Annotated in this window: 12 protein-coding genes; 3 read left to right on the top strand and 9 right to left on the bottom strand. The window is 66.8% G+C overall.

What is annotated here, in order from left to right:
* The coding region (locus tag BLW83_RS14765; RefSeq protein WP_245728916.1) for an EF-Tu C-terminal domain-related protein at positions 1 to 588 on the top strand (588 nt) is incomplete at its 5' end.
* 237 nt (positions 589 to 825) lie between these two features.
* Here the strand turns inward: BLW83_RS14765 and BLW83_RS14770 are convergent.
* From BLW83_RS14770 to BLW83_RS14780, 3 genes are all read right to left on the bottom strand, one after another.
* The gene (locus BLW83_RS14770; RefSeq protein ID WP_090849078.1) at positions 826 to 2148 is read right to left on the bottom strand and encodes a TRAP transporter large permease; all 1323 of its coding nucleotides are present in this window, start codon (positions 2146 to 2148) and stop codon (positions 826 to 828) included.
* Positions 2145 to 2777 carry a TRAP transporter small permease gene (locus BLW83_RS14775; protein ID WP_090849080.1) on the bottom strand — a complete coding sequence of 211 codons (633 nt, stop codon included), beginning with the start codon at positions 2775 to 2777 and terminating at the stop codon, positions 2145 to 2147. The genes BLW83_RS14770 and BLW83_RS14775 overlap by 4 nt, the downstream gene beginning before the upstream one ends.
* A 71-nt stretch (positions 2778 to 2848) precedes the next feature.
* Positions 2849 to 3856: a TRAP transporter substrate-binding protein gene (locus BLW83_RS14780; protein WP_090849082.1), complete on the bottom strand. Its 1008-nt coding sequence runs from the start codon at positions 3854 to 3856 to the stop codon at positions 2849 to 2851.
* A gap of 492 nt (positions 3857 to 4348) precedes the next feature.
* Between BLW83_RS14780 and BLW83_RS14785 the strand changes: the two genes are divergently transcribed.
* Positions 4349 to 5470, top strand: a complete 1122-nt coding sequence (locus BLW83_RS14785; RefSeq protein ID WP_090849084.1) for a baeRF11 domain-containing protein — start codon at positions 4349 to 4351, stop codon at positions 5468 to 5470.
* 44 nt (positions 5471 to 5514) lie between these two features.
* On the opposite strand, the gene BLW83_RS14790 is transcribed toward BLW83_RS14785, so the two are convergent.
* Positions 5515 to 7650 carry a heavy metal translocating P-type ATPase gene (locus tag BLW83_RS14790; protein WP_090849086.1) on the bottom strand — a complete coding sequence of 712 codons (2136 nt, stop codon included), beginning with the start codon at positions 7648 to 7650 and terminating at the stop codon, positions 5515 to 5517.
* A 105-nt stretch (positions 7651 to 7755) separates the two neighbouring features.
* Here BLW83_RS14790 and BLW83_RS14795 point away from each other — a divergent pair, with 105 nt between their 5' ends.
* Positions 7756 to 8178 (top strand): MerR family transcriptional regulator, encoded by a 423-nt coding sequence (locus BLW83_RS14795; protein ID WP_090849087.1) that lies wholly within the window; start codon positions 7756 to 7758, stop codon positions 8176 to 8178.
* A gap of 6 nt (positions 8179 to 8184) precedes the next feature.
* On the opposite strand, the gene BLW83_RS14800 is transcribed toward BLW83_RS14795, so the two are convergent.
* The 5 genes from BLW83_RS14800 to BLW83_RS14820 form a co-directional block, all read right to left on the bottom strand.
* Positions 8185 to 9057, bottom strand: coding sequence for a MurR/RpiR family transcriptional regulator (locus BLW83_RS14800; RefSeq protein ID WP_143042863.1), 873 nt, complete (start codon positions 9055 to 9057; stop codon positions 8185 to 8187).
* An 11-nt stretch (positions 9058 to 9068) separates the two neighbouring features.
* Positions 9069 to 10139 (bottom strand): alpha-hydroxy acid oxidase, encoded by a 1071-nt coding sequence (locus tag BLW83_RS14805; RefSeq protein ID WP_177172594.1) that lies wholly within the window; start codon positions 10137 to 10139, stop codon positions 9069 to 9071.
* Positions 10140 to 10168: 29 nt separating this feature from the next.
* The gene (locus BLW83_RS14810) at positions 10169 to 10852 is read right to left on the bottom strand and encodes a Fe2+-dependent dioxygenase (RefSeq protein ID WP_090849094.1); all 684 of its coding nucleotides are present in this window, start codon (positions 10850 to 10852) and stop codon (positions 10169 to 10171) included.
* 154 nt (positions 10853 to 11006) lie between these two features.
* The gene (locus BLW83_RS14815) at positions 11007 to 13328 is read right to left on the bottom strand and encodes a TonB-dependent receptor (RefSeq protein WP_090849096.1); all 2322 of its coding nucleotides are present in this window, start codon (positions 13326 to 13328) and stop codon (positions 11007 to 11009) included.
* A gap of 599 nt (positions 13329 to 13927) precedes the next feature.
* Complete coding sequence (locus BLW83_RS14820; protein WP_090849113.1) at positions 13928 to 15559, bottom strand: ABC transporter substrate-binding protein; 1632 nt, start codon at positions 15557 to 15559, stop codon at positions 13928 to 13930.
* Between the last annotated feature and the right edge of the window lie 347 nt (positions 15560 to 15906).

Consider the following 15906-nt stretch of genomic DNA (forward strand, 5'->3'; position numbering starts at 1 on the left):
ATCCCGACGCCCGAGCGCGCGGTGGACCTGCCGTTCCTGATGCCGATCGAGGACGTGTTCTCGATTTCCGGCCGCGGCACGGTTGTGACCGGCCGGGTCGAGCGCGGGGCGGTGAACGTGGGCGACGAGCTTGAAATCGTCGGGATCCGCGACACCAAGAAAACGATCTGCACGGGCGTGGAAATGTTCCGCAAGCTGCTGGATCGCGGCGAGGCGGGCGACAACATCGGCGCGCTGCTGCGCGGCGTGGACCGCGACGGTGTCGAGCGTGGTCAGGTGCTGTGCAAGCCGGGTTCGGTCAAGCCGCACACCAAGTTCGAGGCCGAGGCCTATATCCTGACCAAGGAAGAGGGCGGGCGCCACACGCCGTTCTTTGCGAACTATCGTCCGCAGTTCTATTTCCGCACCACCGACGTGACCGGGACGGTGAAGCTGCCCGAGGGCACGGAAATGGTGATGCCGGGCGACAACCTCAAGTTCGAGGTCGAGCTGATCGCCCCGATCGCGATGGAAGAAAAGCTGCGCTTTGCGATCCGCGAAGGCGGCCGCACGGTTGGCGCCGGCGTCGTCGCCAAGATCCTCGAGTGATCGCGTAGGGTGCGTGGTCCCCACGCACCACGCCGAAACAATAAACCCGCCCCCGAAACGGGGCGGGTTTTTTGATGGCCGGGGACGATAAGCCACGGGCGCGCGTTACGACACCCTCGGCCGTTCCGGCGGCAGGGTTTGACCAGTGACCTGAAAACCCGCGCGTATCGCGGCCACCGGTCGGCCCGCGCCCCATCGCCGCAAATGAAAAGGGCCGCTTTCGCGGCCCCTTTCCGCTCAGAACCCCAGAAGATTCGGCAGGAACAGCGTGATCGCCGGCACATAGGTGATCAGCATCAGAAACAGCAGCGCGGTCAGCAGCCACGGGACCACCGCCACCGACACCTGCGTCAGCCCCAGCCTTGAAATCGCCGAGCCGACATAGAGGTTCAGCCCGACCGGAGGCGTACACAGCCCGATCTCCATGTTGACGATCATCATGATCCCGAAATGCACCGGGTCGATGCCAAGCAGCATCGCGACCGGAAACAGGATCGGCGCCATGATCAGCACGATGGCCGACGGCTCCATCACCATGCCGATCACCAGCAGCATGACGTTCACCACCAGCAGAAAGCCGATCTTGCCAAGCCCCAGATCCGCGATCCACGCCGACAGCGCCTGCGGGATCTGTTCCGAGGTCAGGATAAAGGCGAACATGACCGCGTTGGTGATGATATACAGCAGCATCGCCGACATCGCGGCCGAGGACAGCAGCACCTTGGGCACGTCGCGCAGCCTGATGTCCTTGTAGACGAAAACGGCGATGAAGCAGGCATAGACGGCGCTGACGGCGGCGGCCTCGGTCGGGGTAAAGATGCCGCCATAGATGCCGCCCATGATGATGACGATCAGCATCAGGCCCCAGACGCTTTTGCGGAATGCGACCCAGCGCTCGCGCCAGCCGGCCCGCTGCATCCGCGGATAGTCGTTGCGCCATGCCCGCCAGACGGTCGTCACCCCGAACATGATCGCCAGCATCAGCCCCGGCACGACGCCGGCGATGAACATCTCGCCGATCGAGGGCGCCATCACCATTTCGCCGTCCGGCCCCGTGACCGTCATCCCCGAGGTGGCGACCGAATACATCACCATCACGATGGAGGGCGGGATCAGGATGCCCAGCCCCCCGGCGGTGGCCACCGTGGCCACGCCGAACTGCGCCGGATAGCCCATCCGGACCATGGCCGGGATCATGATCGAGCCGACCGCCATCACCGTCGCCGGCGAGGAACCGGAAATCGCCGCGAACATCGCGCAGGCCAGCACCGCCGCCAGCCCCATGCCGCCATACCAGTGGCCGACCATCGAGGTCGCAAAGCGGATCATCCGCCGCGCCACGCCCCCGTGGGTCAGGAAATTGCCGGCCAGGATGAAGAACGGGATCGCCATGATCTCGAATTTTTCGATGCCGGTGAACAGCTTCAGCGCGATGCTGTCCATGGGGATGGTGGTGAAGCCGAACAGAAAGGTGAACACGGTCAGGCCCAGCGCGATCGACACCGGCATCCCGGTGATCAGCAGCACCGACAGGATCAGAAAGATGACAAGAGCGGTCATCGCTGGCCTCCGAGGGGAAAGTCCCCGATGTCGTCCTCGATGCCTTCGACGGCGCCGATGTCATGCTGCACGATCTCGCCGGTGCGCAGATACAGCCACAGCGCCTGAACGAAGCGAAAGCACATCAGCGCCGATCCCGCGGGAACCGCCAGATAGACGATCCACATCTTGATTTCGAGGTCGGCGGAAATCTGGCCGCCTTTCCAGGTGTGATGGACGAACTCGGCCCCGATCCAGGCGACGATGCCGGTGAACAGGATGCCGCCCGAAATGGCGATGATGGTCATCGCTTTTTTCGCGGTGCCGGTCAGCCGCTCGACCAGCAGGTCCACGCCCACATGGATGCCGATGCGCACGCCGTAAGCCGCCCCGAATTTCGCCATCCAGACGAACAGATAGATGCAGGCTTCCTGCGCCCAGGTCAGCTTGAACGAATTGATCCAGGCAAAGGTCGAACGCGCGGCCGCTTGCAGGGCGGGCATGTCGTGGACCCGCGCCCATTTGACGACATCGACCGCAAAGCCAAGGGAAAAACGATGGACGACCGCCACGAAGATCAGCGCGACCGCAAGTGCCATCAGCACAGAGATCAGGATTTCTTCGAAGCGGTCGAGGATGCGCATCATCATGGCAAGCCTCTTTCACAGGGGAAGGGGGCGCCCGCCACCGCGGCGCCCCCCGGTCCCGTTATCCGGTCCCGTTACTCGATCCCGAGCGCGGCATAGGCGCGCTGGATCAGGTCAGCGCCGATGCGGCCTGCCATCTGTTCATGCACGGGCCGCAGCGCCGCGAACCATTCGGCCCGCTCGTCCTCGGTCATGTCGTGAAATTCGGTGGTGCCGGCGTCGCGCATGGCCTGCATGGCCGCGTCGTTTTCATCCTGTGCGATGTCGTTGGCATAGTCGCTTGCCTCGGCCATCGCCTTTTCCAGATTGGCGCGCACGTCCTCGGGCAGGCCGTCCCAGAAACCCTTGTGCACGATCACCGCATAGCCAAGATAGCCGTGGTTCGACACGGTGGCGTGTTTCTGCACCTCGTTCACGCGCTGCGTATAGGTGTTCGAGGGGGTGTTTTCGGTCCCGTCCACGACGCCGGTCTGCAACGCCTGGTAGACCTCGGAAAACGCCATGACCTGCGGGACCGCGCCCAGCGCCTGGAACTGCGCCTCAAGCACCTTGGACGACTGGATGCGCATCTTGAGCCCCAGGAAATCGTCGGGGCTGATCACGGGCGAGTTCGCCGTCATGATCTTGAAGCCGTTGTCCCAATAGGCCAGGCCGATGATGCCCTTGTCCTCAAGCTGGGCCATTAGATCCTGCCCGACCTCGCCCTGCGTCAGCCTGACCAGATCGTCGCGGTCCTTGAACAGCATGGGCAGGTCGAACAGCTCGAATCCCGGCACGCCCAACGGGCCGAATTTCGCCAGCGACGGCGCCAGCATCTGGACCGCGCCCATCTGCAACGCCTCAAGCTCTTCCTTGTCCTTGTAGAGCTGGCTGTTGGGATAGATTTCGACCTTGACCGCGCCGTCGGTATAATCCTCGGCCAGCTGCTTGAAGCGTTCGGCCCCCTTGCCCTTGGGCGTGTCGGGCGCCACGACGTGGCTGAACTTGATCACGATGGGATCCTGGGCCAGCGACGGCACCGCAAGCGCCAGCGTCATCACGGCGGCACTGGTGACCCCTGCGAGAGTTCTGAGTCCAAACATATATCTTCTCTCCCTGTTTTGCGCCCGGTCGCGGGCGCCTGTTTCCGCCCCGCCCGCAAAGCCCCGGACAGGGCAGCCCGGCCGGGATGCGTCGTCTTGCCCTGCAAGGTCACATTCCGTGATCCCCGCAGGGTGGGCAAGCGTGACGGCAGAGCGGTCCTTCTCGCCCTTGGTAACCGGCAGCTGCGATCCCTGGTGCCACTTTGCGAAGGGCGGACAAATATTTCAAATATATCTTTACCCTGTTAGGCAAAAGTTGCTTGCATAAGGCCGCTCGGCGCCGTCGACACTCCCGCGCCCGTGCGACAAGATGCGCCCAAGGGTGCAAAACGCCGGCGCCATGGTTAGGTTGGCGTGGTGCGGGTGCCCGGTCGTCCGCCGTTGATCGCCGAATGAATTCCGCCCGCCACGCGGGGCAGGAAATTGGGCCGTGCCATGTGCGGTCCCACGACACCACGGCCATGCCGACATGGCCGGATGAAAGGATTGCCAATGCTATATGTCGACATCCCGACGCGCCCCGAATTCGCCACGCTGATCGAGGTGCGGGCCGATGCCTGCGTCTCGATCTATCTGAAAACCACCCCGCTGACGCAGGAAATCGTGGCCTCGCGCATCGAGTTCGGCAATCTGGTGCGCGAGGCGCAGCGCCAGCTGGAAGAAGCGGGGCTGGACAAGCGCCGGCTGGCCGCGCTGGTCGAGGGGCTGCACGACCTGCTGGATGACGACGAGTTCTGGAAATATCAGGCCAACAGCCTGGCCGTCTTTGCCACCCCCGACCGGATCCGCACCTTCCGCCTGGCGAACGAGCTGACGTCGATGGTGCAGGTCGCGGACCGCTTTCACCTCAAGCCGCTGTTCCGTGCGGTCACATTCCCGCATTCGGCGCTGATCCTCGCCCTGTCGGAAAACGCCGTGCGGCTGGTCGAGATGGACGCCGATCTGCCGCCCGTCACCGTCAAGGTGCCCGACCTGCCCAAGGACGCGGCCTCGGCGCTGGGCAAATCCACGTTGAACGACCGGACCTTCAGCGGCCGCATCCACGGCTCCGAAGGGCAGAACGTGCGCTTTCAGCAATATGCGCGGCTGGTCGATGCCGCATTGCGGCCGGTGCTTGCGGGCCGGGAAATCCCGCTGATCCTGGCCGCGACCGGGCGGCTGCCGGCGGTCTTTGCGCAGGTCAATTCCTACCCTCACCTGCTTGACGACAGCATCACCGACAGCCCCGACCGGCTGACGGACGCCGAGCTGGCCGCCCGCGCGCGCCCCATTCTTGACGCCGCCTATGCCGAGCAGCTTCAGGCGCTGCACGCGCTGTTCGATCAGCGCACCGGCGAAGGGCGCAGCACCACCGATATTTCCGGCGCGGCGCGGGCGGCGACATTCGGCGCCATCGAGACGCTGCTGGTCGATATCGACGCGGTGGTGCCCGGATTCGTCGACGAGGAAACCGGCGCCGTCACCTTTGTCGAAACCGATGATGCCGTCGCTTACGGGGTCGTGGACGCCATTGCCGCGCGCGCCTTTGCCAGCGGGGCGCGCGTGCTGGCCGTGCGCCGCGACGACATCCCCGGCGGTGGCGATCTGGCCGCGATCCTGCGCTATCCGCTGTAAGACGGGGCGGCAGGCGGGGGGGGCAGCGGGCGGCCCCCCGCCTGTTACCGGCGCAGCAGGCGCAGCGCGTTCAGCGTCACCAGCACGGTGGCGCCGGTGTCGGCAAGGATCGCGATCCACAGCCCGGTGATGCCCGCGATGGTGGTGATCAGGAACACCGCCTTGAGCCCCAGCGCGATGGCGACGTTCTGGCGGATGTTGCCCATCGTCGCCCGCGCCAGCGCGATCAGCGCCGGCACGTCCGTCACCCGGTCGCGCAGGATGGCGGCGTCGGCGGTTTCCAGCGCGACATCGGTGCCCGAACCCATCGCCACCCCGACCCGCGCCTGTTTCAGCGCGGGCGCGTCGTTGATGCCGTCGCCGACCATCATCACCGGACCGGCGGCGCCGTCCATGTCGCGGATGGCGGTCAGCTTGTCCTGCGGCATCAGCCCGGCGCGGTAATCCATCCCCAGCCCGCCCGCGACGGTGGCGGCGGTGCGGGGGTTGTCGCCGGTCAGCATCACCGCGCCCACGCCCATGTCGCGCAGCTGGCCGATGGCCTTGGCCGCATCCGCGCGCGGGGTGTCGCGCAGCGCGATCAGCCCGATCAGCCGGTCCGGCCGATAGACCGCGACGACGGTGCTGCCCCCGGTTTCCAGCTCGGCCGCGCGGGCCAGATCCTGCGCGCCCAGTACGCCGGCCTGTTCTGCCGTGGCGGGCGAGGCGACAAAGGCCGGCGCCCCGGCGACGACGGCGGTCGCGCCCCGTCCGGGGATCGCCCGCGCCCCGGTTGCGGGCGGAACCGCGATGCGATCGGCCGCCGCCCGCTCAAGGATGGCGCGGGCCAGCGGGTGGCTTGATCCGGTCTCGACCGCCGCAGCCGTGGCCAGCAGCTCGGCGGCGGCCTCGGGCGGGACCAGCGCCGCCACAACGGGGCGGCCCATGGTCAGCGTGCCGGTCTTGTCAAAGGCGATGGTGGCGACGCTGGCGGCGGCCTCGATCACCGCGCCGCCTTTCATCAGCAGCCCGCGCCGCGCCCCCGCCGACAGCGCCGAGGCGATCGAGGCGGGGACCGAAATCACCAGCGCGCAAGGGCAGCCGATCAGCAAAAGCGCCAGCCCGCGATAGATCCACACCCCCCAATCCGCGCCCAGCAGCAGGGGCGGCGCCACCACCACCAGCGCCGAAAGCGCGACGATGGCCGGCATATACCAGCGCGAGAAACGCTCGATGAAGCGTTCGGTGGGGGCGCGCGCCTCTTCGGCCTCGTGGACCAGGCGGATGATCCGGGCGATGGTGTTGTCGGCGGGGTCGCGGGTGACGCGGATGCGCAGCACGGCGTCGGTGTTGATCGAGCCGGCGAACACCCCGTCGCCCGGCCCCTTGGCGACGGGCAGGCTTTCGCCGGTCACCGGGCTGTCGTCGATGCCGCCGTGGCCCTCGATGATCTCGCCGTCGGCGGGGATGCGGTCGCCGGGGCGGACGACTGCGACCTGCCCGATGCGCAGTTCGGAGGCGGGGATTTCGCGCGTGCCGTCCCCGGTTTCCAGCCGCGCGGTGCGCGGCACCAGATCGGCCAGCGCGCGGATGCCGTGGCGGGCGCGGTCGGCGGCGACGGATTCGAGCATCTCGCCCACGGCGAACAGGAACACGACCAGCGCGGCTTCTTGGGCGGCGCCGATGAACAGGGCGCCGGCGGCGGCGATGGTCATCAGGCTTTCGATGGTGAAGGGCTGGCCCATCCGCAGCGCGCCGAGTGCCCGTCTTGCCACCGGGGCCAGCCCGATCAGGCAGGCCAGCACAAAACCCAGGTAGCCCCAGCGGCTGGGGGCCAGCAGCTCGAACGCCCAGGCCGCCGCCAGCAGGGCGCCGGTCAGGATCACCAGCCGCCCCTTGCCGCTGCGGTGCCACGGCCGGCCCTGCGCCGCGGGGTCGCCGTGGTCGTGGTCGTGATGGCGCCCGGACGGCGCGACCGCTGGCCGTATGCCATAGCCCAGACGGCGCACGGTATCCTCGATCCGGTCGCGGCCGGTTTCGTCGGGATGCAGCGTCAGCGACAGTTTTTCGCCCATCGGCGCCACCGAGACCTCGGCCACGCCCGGCAGTCTTTCCACCGCCGCCGCGATCTTGCGGGCGCAAGAGCCGCAATCCATGCCGGTGACCGTCCACTCGACCCGTTCCGCCCGTTCCGTCGCCATCGCTTTTCTCCTGCGCCCGCGCGCCCGCTTTGGCGCGGTGCGGGGCTTGTTCCTGACGATTCGCAACCTAGTTGCTCTAGCAGCTAGAGGTTCAAGGGGTATCTTATGCTTTCCATCGGGAAACTCGGCCGGGCTGTCGGGGTTAAGGTGCCCACCATCCGCTATTACGAACAGATCGGGCTGTTGCCGCCGCCCGAACGGACGGCCGGGAATCAGCGGCTTTACGGCGAAAAGACCTTGGAAAGGCTCGGATTTATCCGCCACGCCCGCGATCTGGGGTTTCCGCTGGACGCGATCCGCGAATTCCTGCGCCTTGCCGATGACCCCGACCGTTCCTGCGCCGCCGCCGACGAGATCGCCCGCCGCCAGCTGGCCGCGGTCAACGACCGGATCGCCCGCCTGAGCTCATTGCGCGACGAGTTGCAGCGCATGGTCGCGCAATGCGCCCATGGCACCATCGCCGATTGCCGGGTGATCGAGGTGCTGGGGGACCACGCGCATTGCGCCGCCGACCATGAACCGGGTTAAGGCAGCTTAGCCCTGCCGGGTCAGTTTGCGCAGCCGCTCCAGCTCTTGCAGGGTGCCGATCGCGGTGGTCCGGCCGGTGGTCGCCAGCCCGACCAGCAGCATTTCCAGACAGGCGACGGTGGCGCCGTGCATGGAAACGCGCCCGTCGCGGCCGCGGGGGATGACCAGCGTGACCGTCGCCCTGCGCGCCGGTCTTTGCTGCGCGCAATCCGTGATCAGCACCACGGGCAGGCGACGTTGTGCGGCCTCGGCCATCACGGCCTCGGCCTCGCGGGTGGGGCGGCCATGGGCGAGCATCAGCACCGCGTCGCCCGGTTCCAGATCCAGCAGCTGGTCGGCCAGCCCGGTCCCGGTCCGGTCCAGCACCAGCTGCCGGCGGCCCTTGCGGCGCAGACGCGCGGCGAAATAGCCGGCGATATGGGCGGTCGGCCCGACCCCGAACACCACGATCCGCCGCGCCATGTGCAGGATCTTGAGCGCCTCGGGCATCACGCGCCGGGTCCGGTCCGAACGCAGCGACGCCAGCGTGTCCAGCAGGGACAGGATCACCCCGTCCATCGCCGTATCGGCGCTTTGATCGACAGCGGCCCAGGCGCGGCTGAGATTGTCGGCGGCGGTGCCGGTTTCGCCCGCCTCGGCCAGCGCCTCGCGCAGATCCTGAAGCCCGGCAAAGCCCAGCGCCTGCACCGCCCGCACCACTGTCGCATCCGAGGTGCCGATCGCCCGGCCAAGCTCAAGCGCCGAAAGCGTCAGCACATCGGCCCGGTTCGCGTCGATGAATTCGGCCACCTTCCGAAAACCCGGGGACAGCCGGTCGCGGCAGCGGGCATGACGCTCGGCAAAGACATCTCTTTGGGGCGGCTGTCGCGGGTCGGGCATGTCCACGGCCTTCACCAGGCTCGCCGTTCGGGCCAAAGGGCGCCAGTGTCGATGTCGCGCAATCGTCGGCAGCCGGTCAGCGCCATCGCGACCTCAAGCTCGGCGCGCAGGATGGTCAGCATATGCGCGACCCCCTGCGGGCCGCCGACCGCCAGCGCGTGCAGCTGCGGCCGCCCGACCAGCACGGCCGAGGCCCCCAGCGCCAGCGCCTTGAGCACATCGGTCCCGCGCCGGATGCCGCCGTCGCACAGCACCGGCACCCGCCCGGCGATAGCGCCCGCGACAACGGGCAGGATTTCGGCGGTGGGCGGCAGCCCGTCCAGCGCCCGGCCGCCGTGGTTCGACACGATCACCCCATCGGCCCCGATCCCGACTGCGCGTTCGGCGTCGGCGGCGCCGGTGATGCCTTTCAGCACGACCGGCAGCGCGGTCTGCGATTTCAGCCAGGCGATGTCCTCCCACCGGGGCGCGGCGTCCATCAGGCCAAGGAACACGGCGCAGCGGCCGGGTTCCTCGCGGATTTCGGGCGGGGCCATGCCGTCCAGATTGACGGCGCGGATGTCGTCGGGCAGCCGGAAACCGGCGCGCTGTTCCATGTTGCGCAGCCCGTTCACCGGCGCATCCACCGTCACCACCAGCGCCCGATAGCCCGCCGCCTCGGCACGGCGGACCAGGCGCAGCGTGTCCTCGCGCCGCGGCTGCATGTAAAGCTGGAACCACAGCGGGCCGTGGGCGGCAGCGGCGATCTGTTCCAGCGGCAGGCTGGCCTGGGTGGAAACCACCATCAGGCTGTCCGTGGCGCCGGCGGCCAGCACCGTTGCGGCCTCGCCCTGTTCATGGACCAGCCGGTGAAAGGCCACCGGCGCAAGCAGCAGCGGATGCGGCAGGTCCAGCCCCAGCAGGTGCAGCCCGGTGTCCGCGCCGCGCAGATCGGCCAGCACCCGCCCTTGCAGGCGGATCGCCTGCCACGCGGCGGGGTTGGCGCTAGCGGTCAGCCCGTCCGCGCCCGCGCCCTCGATATAGGCGCGCACCGGATCGGGCAGGCGCGCGCTTGCGTGGCGCGCGTAATCGCACAGCGCCACCACATCGGCGGGGATGGCGTGGGGCGCGCTCAGGTCTCGGCCCAGTGGCGGATCATGTTGTGATAATGCGCGGTCAGCCCGGTCACCGCCGGGTCGTCGTCGGGCAGCATTGACCGGATGCGCATGATCGACATGTCCAGATCATACAGCATGTGCCGCCGCCAGTCGTCGCGGACCATCGACTGCGCCCAGAAGAACGACCCCCAGCGCGACCCCCGCGTGACCGGCGTCACCGAATGCAGCGAGGTCGCCGGATAGATCACCGCGTGGCCGGCCGGCAGCTTGACGCTGTGCTGGCCGTAGGTGTCGTGGACGATCAGCTCGCCCCCGTCGTAGTCCTCGGGAGGGGTCAGGAAAACCGTGGTCGAGACATCGGTGCGGATGCGCTGCCCCGTGCCCGGAACCACCCGGATCGAGCCGTCCACATGCGCGCCAAAGGTCATCCCTTCGTCATAGCGGTTGAACATCGGCGGCAGGATCTGCGCCGGCAACACCGCCGAGGAATAGGTCGCGTTCCGCCCCAGCGCCCGCAGCACGATATTGCCCAGCTCGCGCGCCTCGGGGCTGTCCTGCGGCACTTGCAGGTTGTTCTTGACCTTGACCGCCTGATCCCCGGCGGTGGTGCGGCCGTCGACCCAGCTGGTGCCTTCGAGAATCTGGCGCATATAGGCCAGCTCTTCGGGGGTCAGCAGGTCGGGAATGGTGATCAGCATCGGGGTTCTCCGGCAAACTCGGGCGCAGGTTAAAGCGGGCGCGAAGAAAAGTTAAGTATAATTGTCAGCTATTCGGCGTAGCCGCGCGAAAAAGCCACAGGCCACGAAAAAGGGGCGGGCAAAAGCGCCCGCCCCCCAAGGTCCGTTCGGTCGATCAGAAACGGTAGTTCAGCTTGGCCGTGACGTTGCGGCCCGGCGCCCGGTTCGCAAAGATGCCGACGTGCGAGGCATCGTAAAGCCGTTCGTCCAGCACGTTGTTGACGTTGAACTGGATCTCGGCGCTTTCGGTGAGCTTGTAGGCCGCCATCAGATCCACCCGCCACTGCGCCGGCAGGGCCGAGGTGTTGGACGTATCCAGATAGCGCTTGCCCGTATAGGTGGCGCCGCCGCCGACGGTCCAGCGCTCGTCGATCTCATAGGTCGTCCAAAGGCCGAGCGAATGGCGGGCGACGAATTGCAGATAGTTGCCGTTATCCGCGCTGGGAACACCATCTCCGGCAGCACCACCGCCGGTAAAGCCGTTGTCGATGATCTTGGCATCGACAAAGGCATAACCCGCGGACAGGCCCCAGCGGTCGCTGATCTGCCCCGCGGCGCCAAGTTCAAAGCCGCGGGCGCGGTTGTGACCCAGCAGAGCAACGGTCCCGAATTCGTCGTTGACCCGGGCATTTTTCTTTTCCGTCTGGAAGACCGCGGCGGTCAGCAGCAGCTGGCCGTCCATGACCTCCCACTTGGTGCCCAGCTCGATGCTTTTGCTTTCTTCCGGTTCCAGGTTGACGTTGCCGTCGCCCAGCGTGCAAGCGCTTGCGCCATCCGCGCCTCCGGCCATGCCTGCGCATTCGCCCGAGGGGTTCGACGAGGTGCCGAAGGCAAGATAGATCGTCCCGTTCGGCGCCGGCTTGTAAACCACGCCGGCCGAATAATTCAGCATATTGTCCGTGCGGCTGCGGGTGCCGTCATCGACCTCGTATCTGTCGTAACGCAGCCCGAGATTCAGCGACCACTGGTCGTTGAAGGTCAGCGTGTCGAACAGATACAGCGCCTTGGTATCCGTCTGTATCGGGGTGCCCCATGCGCTCCAGGTCAGCGAGCCGGTAACCGGATCATAGGGATTGGGGTTGGCAATATCGGTGACCGGAATGGATGGGCTGCCGGTTGCGGTCGCCGAGCGAAGTTTTTCCCGCGACAACTCGATCCCTGCTGCGAAATCGTGCTTGACGCTGCCGGTATCGAAATCGCCGGTCAGCGCGGTATGGAAGGCCAGCGCCGAGTTCTTTTTCTTGCCCGAACGCAGGTCGCGGTTGGCGAGGTTGGCGTCGGGATCCCAGTTCGGGTTGGGCTCGGGCGGCTGGCCACGACCCGGGGAAACCATCTCGGCAACCACCGACGGCCGGCTCATGATGTATTCCTGCTCGGACCCGATCCACGCCAGCGTTGAATGCAGCTTGAAGTTATTGCTGAATTCATGCTCGAATTTCAGCATCGCGCTGTTGTTTTCCACCTCGCGATAGTCGCGCAGGGCCGAGCCGTAGAACGCGCTCTTGTCCGCCAATTCGATCGGCAGCCATGGGTCGCTCTTGGTGCCGCTGCCGAAACGCCGCCCGCCGCTGAGTTCCGGCCGATAATCGCCGTTGCCCATCGGCACGCCCAGATCCGGGGTCGCGTCGGTCTTGCTGTGATAGAGATTCAGCGACAGCAGCGAAGTTCCGAAGCTTTTGGAAACCGAGGCCGCGATGCCCTCGCGGTCGTCTTGCAGCACATCGCGTCCGGCGACGCCGGAATCCTGCCACATCAGGTTCAGCCGCCCGGCCCAGCCGTCGCCGAAATCCACGTTGCCGTCATAGGTCAGCCGCGTGTGGTCAGCGCTGCCGAGGGTTTCGGAAAGCTCGTGAAAGGTCTCACCCTGACGCGCCTGCTTGGACACGAGGTTGATCGAGCCGCCGGTCGCGCCGCGCCCGGAATAGGCCCCGCCCGGCCCCTTGACCACCTCGACCGATTCCGTCGCAAAGGCTTCCTGCGAGGTGCGGCCAAGGTTGCGGATGCCGTCGATCATCATGTCGGTCGCGGCCTGATACCCGCGCACGAAAGGCCGGTCGCCCATCGGCGTGCCGCCTTCGCCCGACCCCAGCGTGATCCCCGGCGTGGTGCGCAGCACCTCGACCACCGAGGTGGCGTTGCGCTCTTCCATCTGGCGCTGGGTGATGACCGTCACGGTCTTGGGCGTATCCACCAGCGGCGCCGTCATCTTGGGGGACGAACCCGAGGTGACGCGATAGTCGGTGGCGGCCTCGCCGTCGGTCTGGCTGGTGATCTCGATGGTTTCCAGGACGATCGGCTCTTGCGTGGTCTGCGTGGTCTGCGCGGCGGCGGGACCGGCCACGGCCGCCGAGATGACGACCGCGGGCAGCAGCCCCAGGCTGGGCACAAAGCCGGTCTTGTCCTGCGCGGCAGGGGGGATGGAATTGGGCGGCGTCATGGGCGCATGATTTCCTTGTCGACAGATACGATGCCTCGTCCGATCCGGGGATCGGAAGGGGGGCGGATAACTGGCTGGCAAGAATGCTGGCGGCTTTGGATGTCACATGTTCCGTCACCGGCACCCGGGTTCCCCGAGAGACGAAAGGCACCCTCAGGCGACCGGCGGGAACCCGCCTGCGCAAGGACGGAACCCGGTGATTACACGGTGTTCCGGCCCTGACAGACGGCAATGCGACCCCTTACAGACAGCATCGCGCGCCGTAGTAGTAAAGGGGGGCCGGACAAAATTCGCTGCCATGATGCAGGCCGGCCTGTCCAGAGACGTGTTGTCGCAGCGGGCAGCCTCGGCAAAGGGATAGTCGACTGTTTTTCTGGGAAATTTCCCCAAGGCCAGACTGTGACATTTCCGCACGCCCTTGGTGCAGCGCAGGGCGGACATGGCCGCGGGGCGCTACATTTCACTACAACGCCGGCAGGGGTCGGGATTTTGCGGCGCGCGGACATGGTCGTGACGGTTTCGCGCGCAAAGACGCCGGCGGTCGTGGCCGGGCGCCGCTGCCCGAACCAGAGCCGCCGGCAGGGGAGGCCCCGCGGTCCCTACCCCCGTGCCAGCGGGCGGAAATCCAGCTGGCGGTGAAAGCTGTAGCTGTAGTTTTCGACCGTCTTTTGCATCCCCGTATCCAGTGACGGGTTCCACAGCATGATGACCGGAACGTCGCGCTTGACCATCTCGATCATGGTCCTGACATCCGCGTCATAGGTCGCCTGATCGGTCTCGAACCGGGTCTTTTCGACCAGCGCGTCGAATTCGGGGTTCTGGTATGAACCGAAATTCCAGCGGGTCTCGCCCGAATAGAACACCCGAAAGAAATAATCCGGATCGGTGAGATACGAAATCGAGGCCTCAAAGAAGAACGGCACCTTCTTTTCCTGCAACAGCGTGCCAAGCTGGCCGGCGGGCACCTTGTCGATGGTGACGCGGATGCCGATCTTGCCAAGGCTTTCCTGCAACAGCAGCGCGACGGGTTCGGCCACCGTGGCAAGCGACAGCTCATATGAAAACGTGGTGTCGAAACCGTCGGCCAGACCGGCCTCGGCCAGCAGCGCGCGGGCGCGGTCGGGGTCGGTCGAATAGCCCAGCGGCTGCGGAAACCGCGTCGTTTCCGGGGCGCCGGGGGTGCCGCCGAACAGCGGCTCTCCGCGCCCGAACAGCGCCGCCTGGAACATCGCGTCATAAGGCAGCGCCCAGGCCACCGCCTGCCGCACCCGCACATCGTCAAAGGGCTGCATCCGGCTGTTCATGCCGACCAGCTGAAAGGTCGAGGTGGGAACGCCGACCACCTTGACCGTATCGTTGTCCAGCAGATCCTGCACGTCCTTGGGGGCCAGATCCTGCGCCACGTCCGCGTCGCCTTTCAGCAGCGCCGCCACCCGGTTTTCGGCGGCCGGGACCGTCTGCCACAGCACCTGTTCGAACCCCGGCAGCGGCCCGGATTTCCAGTCGGCAAAGCGCTGGAACAGGATGCGCTCGCCCATGTCGGCGCGGGCCAGCTGAAAGGGGCCTCCGCCCGCGGGGTTGGCCTGCAACCATTCCATGGCAAAGGGGTCGCCATCAGTGGCGTGTTCCAGCGCCAGCCGCGAATTGACGATGATGGGATAGGGCAGCGCCAGGTTGGGCAGGGCAAAGCGGTCGGGCTGGGGCAGGTCGATGCGCAGCGTGTGGTCGTCGATCACCACGAACTGTTCGGGGTCGGTCATCGAGCCGGTGGTGAACTGCGCCTTGCCGATGGGGCTGGCCACCACGCGGTCGAGCGACCATTTCACATCCGCCGCCGTGACCGGGTTGCCGTCGTGGAACACCGCGTCGCGGCGCAGGTAAAAGGTGATCGCCTTGCCGCCTTGGGAAATTTCCCAGGATTCGGCCAGCTCGGGCTGGATGTCGAAATAATCGTAGATCGCGGTGCCGTCTCCCCGGTCCTTATAGGCGAATCTGACCAGCCGGTCATAGATGTTCCAGGTGATCTGCATCGCGTTGCGGTTCACCCCGACCGAGAACGTGTCAAAGGAATTGGCCGCGCCTTCGCTCAGCACGCGCAGGATGTTGTCGCGCGATGGGGCGGCGGTCTGTCCGGCGGTCTGTCCGGTGGTCTGGGCGCCGGCCCATTTCGCCGGCAGGACGAGGTTCGCCCCGACGGCCCCGCCGAGTGCCAGAAAGTCACGCCGTTTCATCTGCATCATCCCCTGTTGCTGTGGTTGTTGCCGCTGCCGGCCCGGCGTCCGCGACGCGGGGGCAAGAGCGGCTTTCATCCCGGCTTGTCCCGGGCTTGGCAACCCTTTTGTGATGGGGGGTGAGGATTTTGCCCCGACCCCCTTTGTGTCGGTATTCTCGGCTTTGCCGCCGTGCCGCGGGCGCGCTAAAAGGCCCCGGTGCCGGCCCCGCCGGCCCGCCCGGCGCAGCTTGCGGCCCGTCATTCGAAAAACAGGGGGCAGGGGACATGACCAAAGCTATCTTTGCCCCGCGTGATCCGGGCAAGCCGTCGCGCCTGCCGCTGGCATCGCGGCGCAACCCCCGCGCC

The sequence above is a fragment of the Paracoccus alkenifer genome (genome assembly GCF_900108405.1).
In the GTDB taxonomy this organism is placed as follows: domain Bacteria; phylum Pseudomonadota; class Alphaproteobacteria; order Rhodobacterales; family Rhodobacteraceae; genus Paracoccus; species Paracoccus alkenifer.

Bases quoted from the DNA above. Each gene is read 5' to 3' on its own strand.
- BLW83_RS14770 (WP_090849078.1), bottom strand. From the start codon at position 2,148: ATGACCGCTCTTGTCATCTTTCTGATCCTGTCGGTGCTGCTGATCACC.
- BLW83_RS14775 (WP_090849080.1), bottom strand. From the start codon at position 2,777: ATGATGATGCGCATCCTCGACCGCTTCGAAGAAATCCTGATCTCTGTG.
- BLW83_RS14780 (WP_090849082.1), bottom strand. From the start codon at position 3,856: ATGTTTGGACTCAGAACTCTCGCAGGGGTCACCAGTGCCGCCGTGATG.
- BLW83_RS14785 (WP_090849084.1), top strand. From the start codon at position 4,349: ATGCTATATGTCGACATCCCGACGCGCCCCGAATTCGCCACGCTGATC.
- BLW83_RS14790 (WP_090849086.1), bottom strand. From the start codon at position 7,650: ATGGCGACGGAACGGGCGGAACGGGTCGAGTGGACGGTCACCGGCATG.
- BLW83_RS14795 (WP_090849087.1), top strand. From the start codon at position 7,756: ATGCTTTCCATCGGGAAACTCGGCCGGGCTGTCGGGGTTAAGGTGCCC.
- BLW83_RS14800 (WP_143042863.1), bottom strand. From the start codon at position 9,057: ATGCCCGACCCGCGACAGCCGCCCCAAAGAGATGTCTTTGCCGAGCGT.
- BLW83_RS14810 (WP_090849094.1), bottom strand. From the start codon at position 10,852: ATGCTGATCACCATTCCCGACCTGCTGACCCCCGAAGAGCTGGCCTAT.
- BLW83_RS14815 (WP_090849096.1), bottom strand. From the start codon at position 13,328: ATGACGCCGCCCAATTCCATCCCCCCTGCCGCGCAGGACAAGACCGGC.
- BLW83_RS14820 (WP_090849113.1), bottom strand. From the start codon at position 15,559: ATGAAACGGCGTGACTTTCTGGCACTCGGCGGGGCCGTCGGGGCGAAC.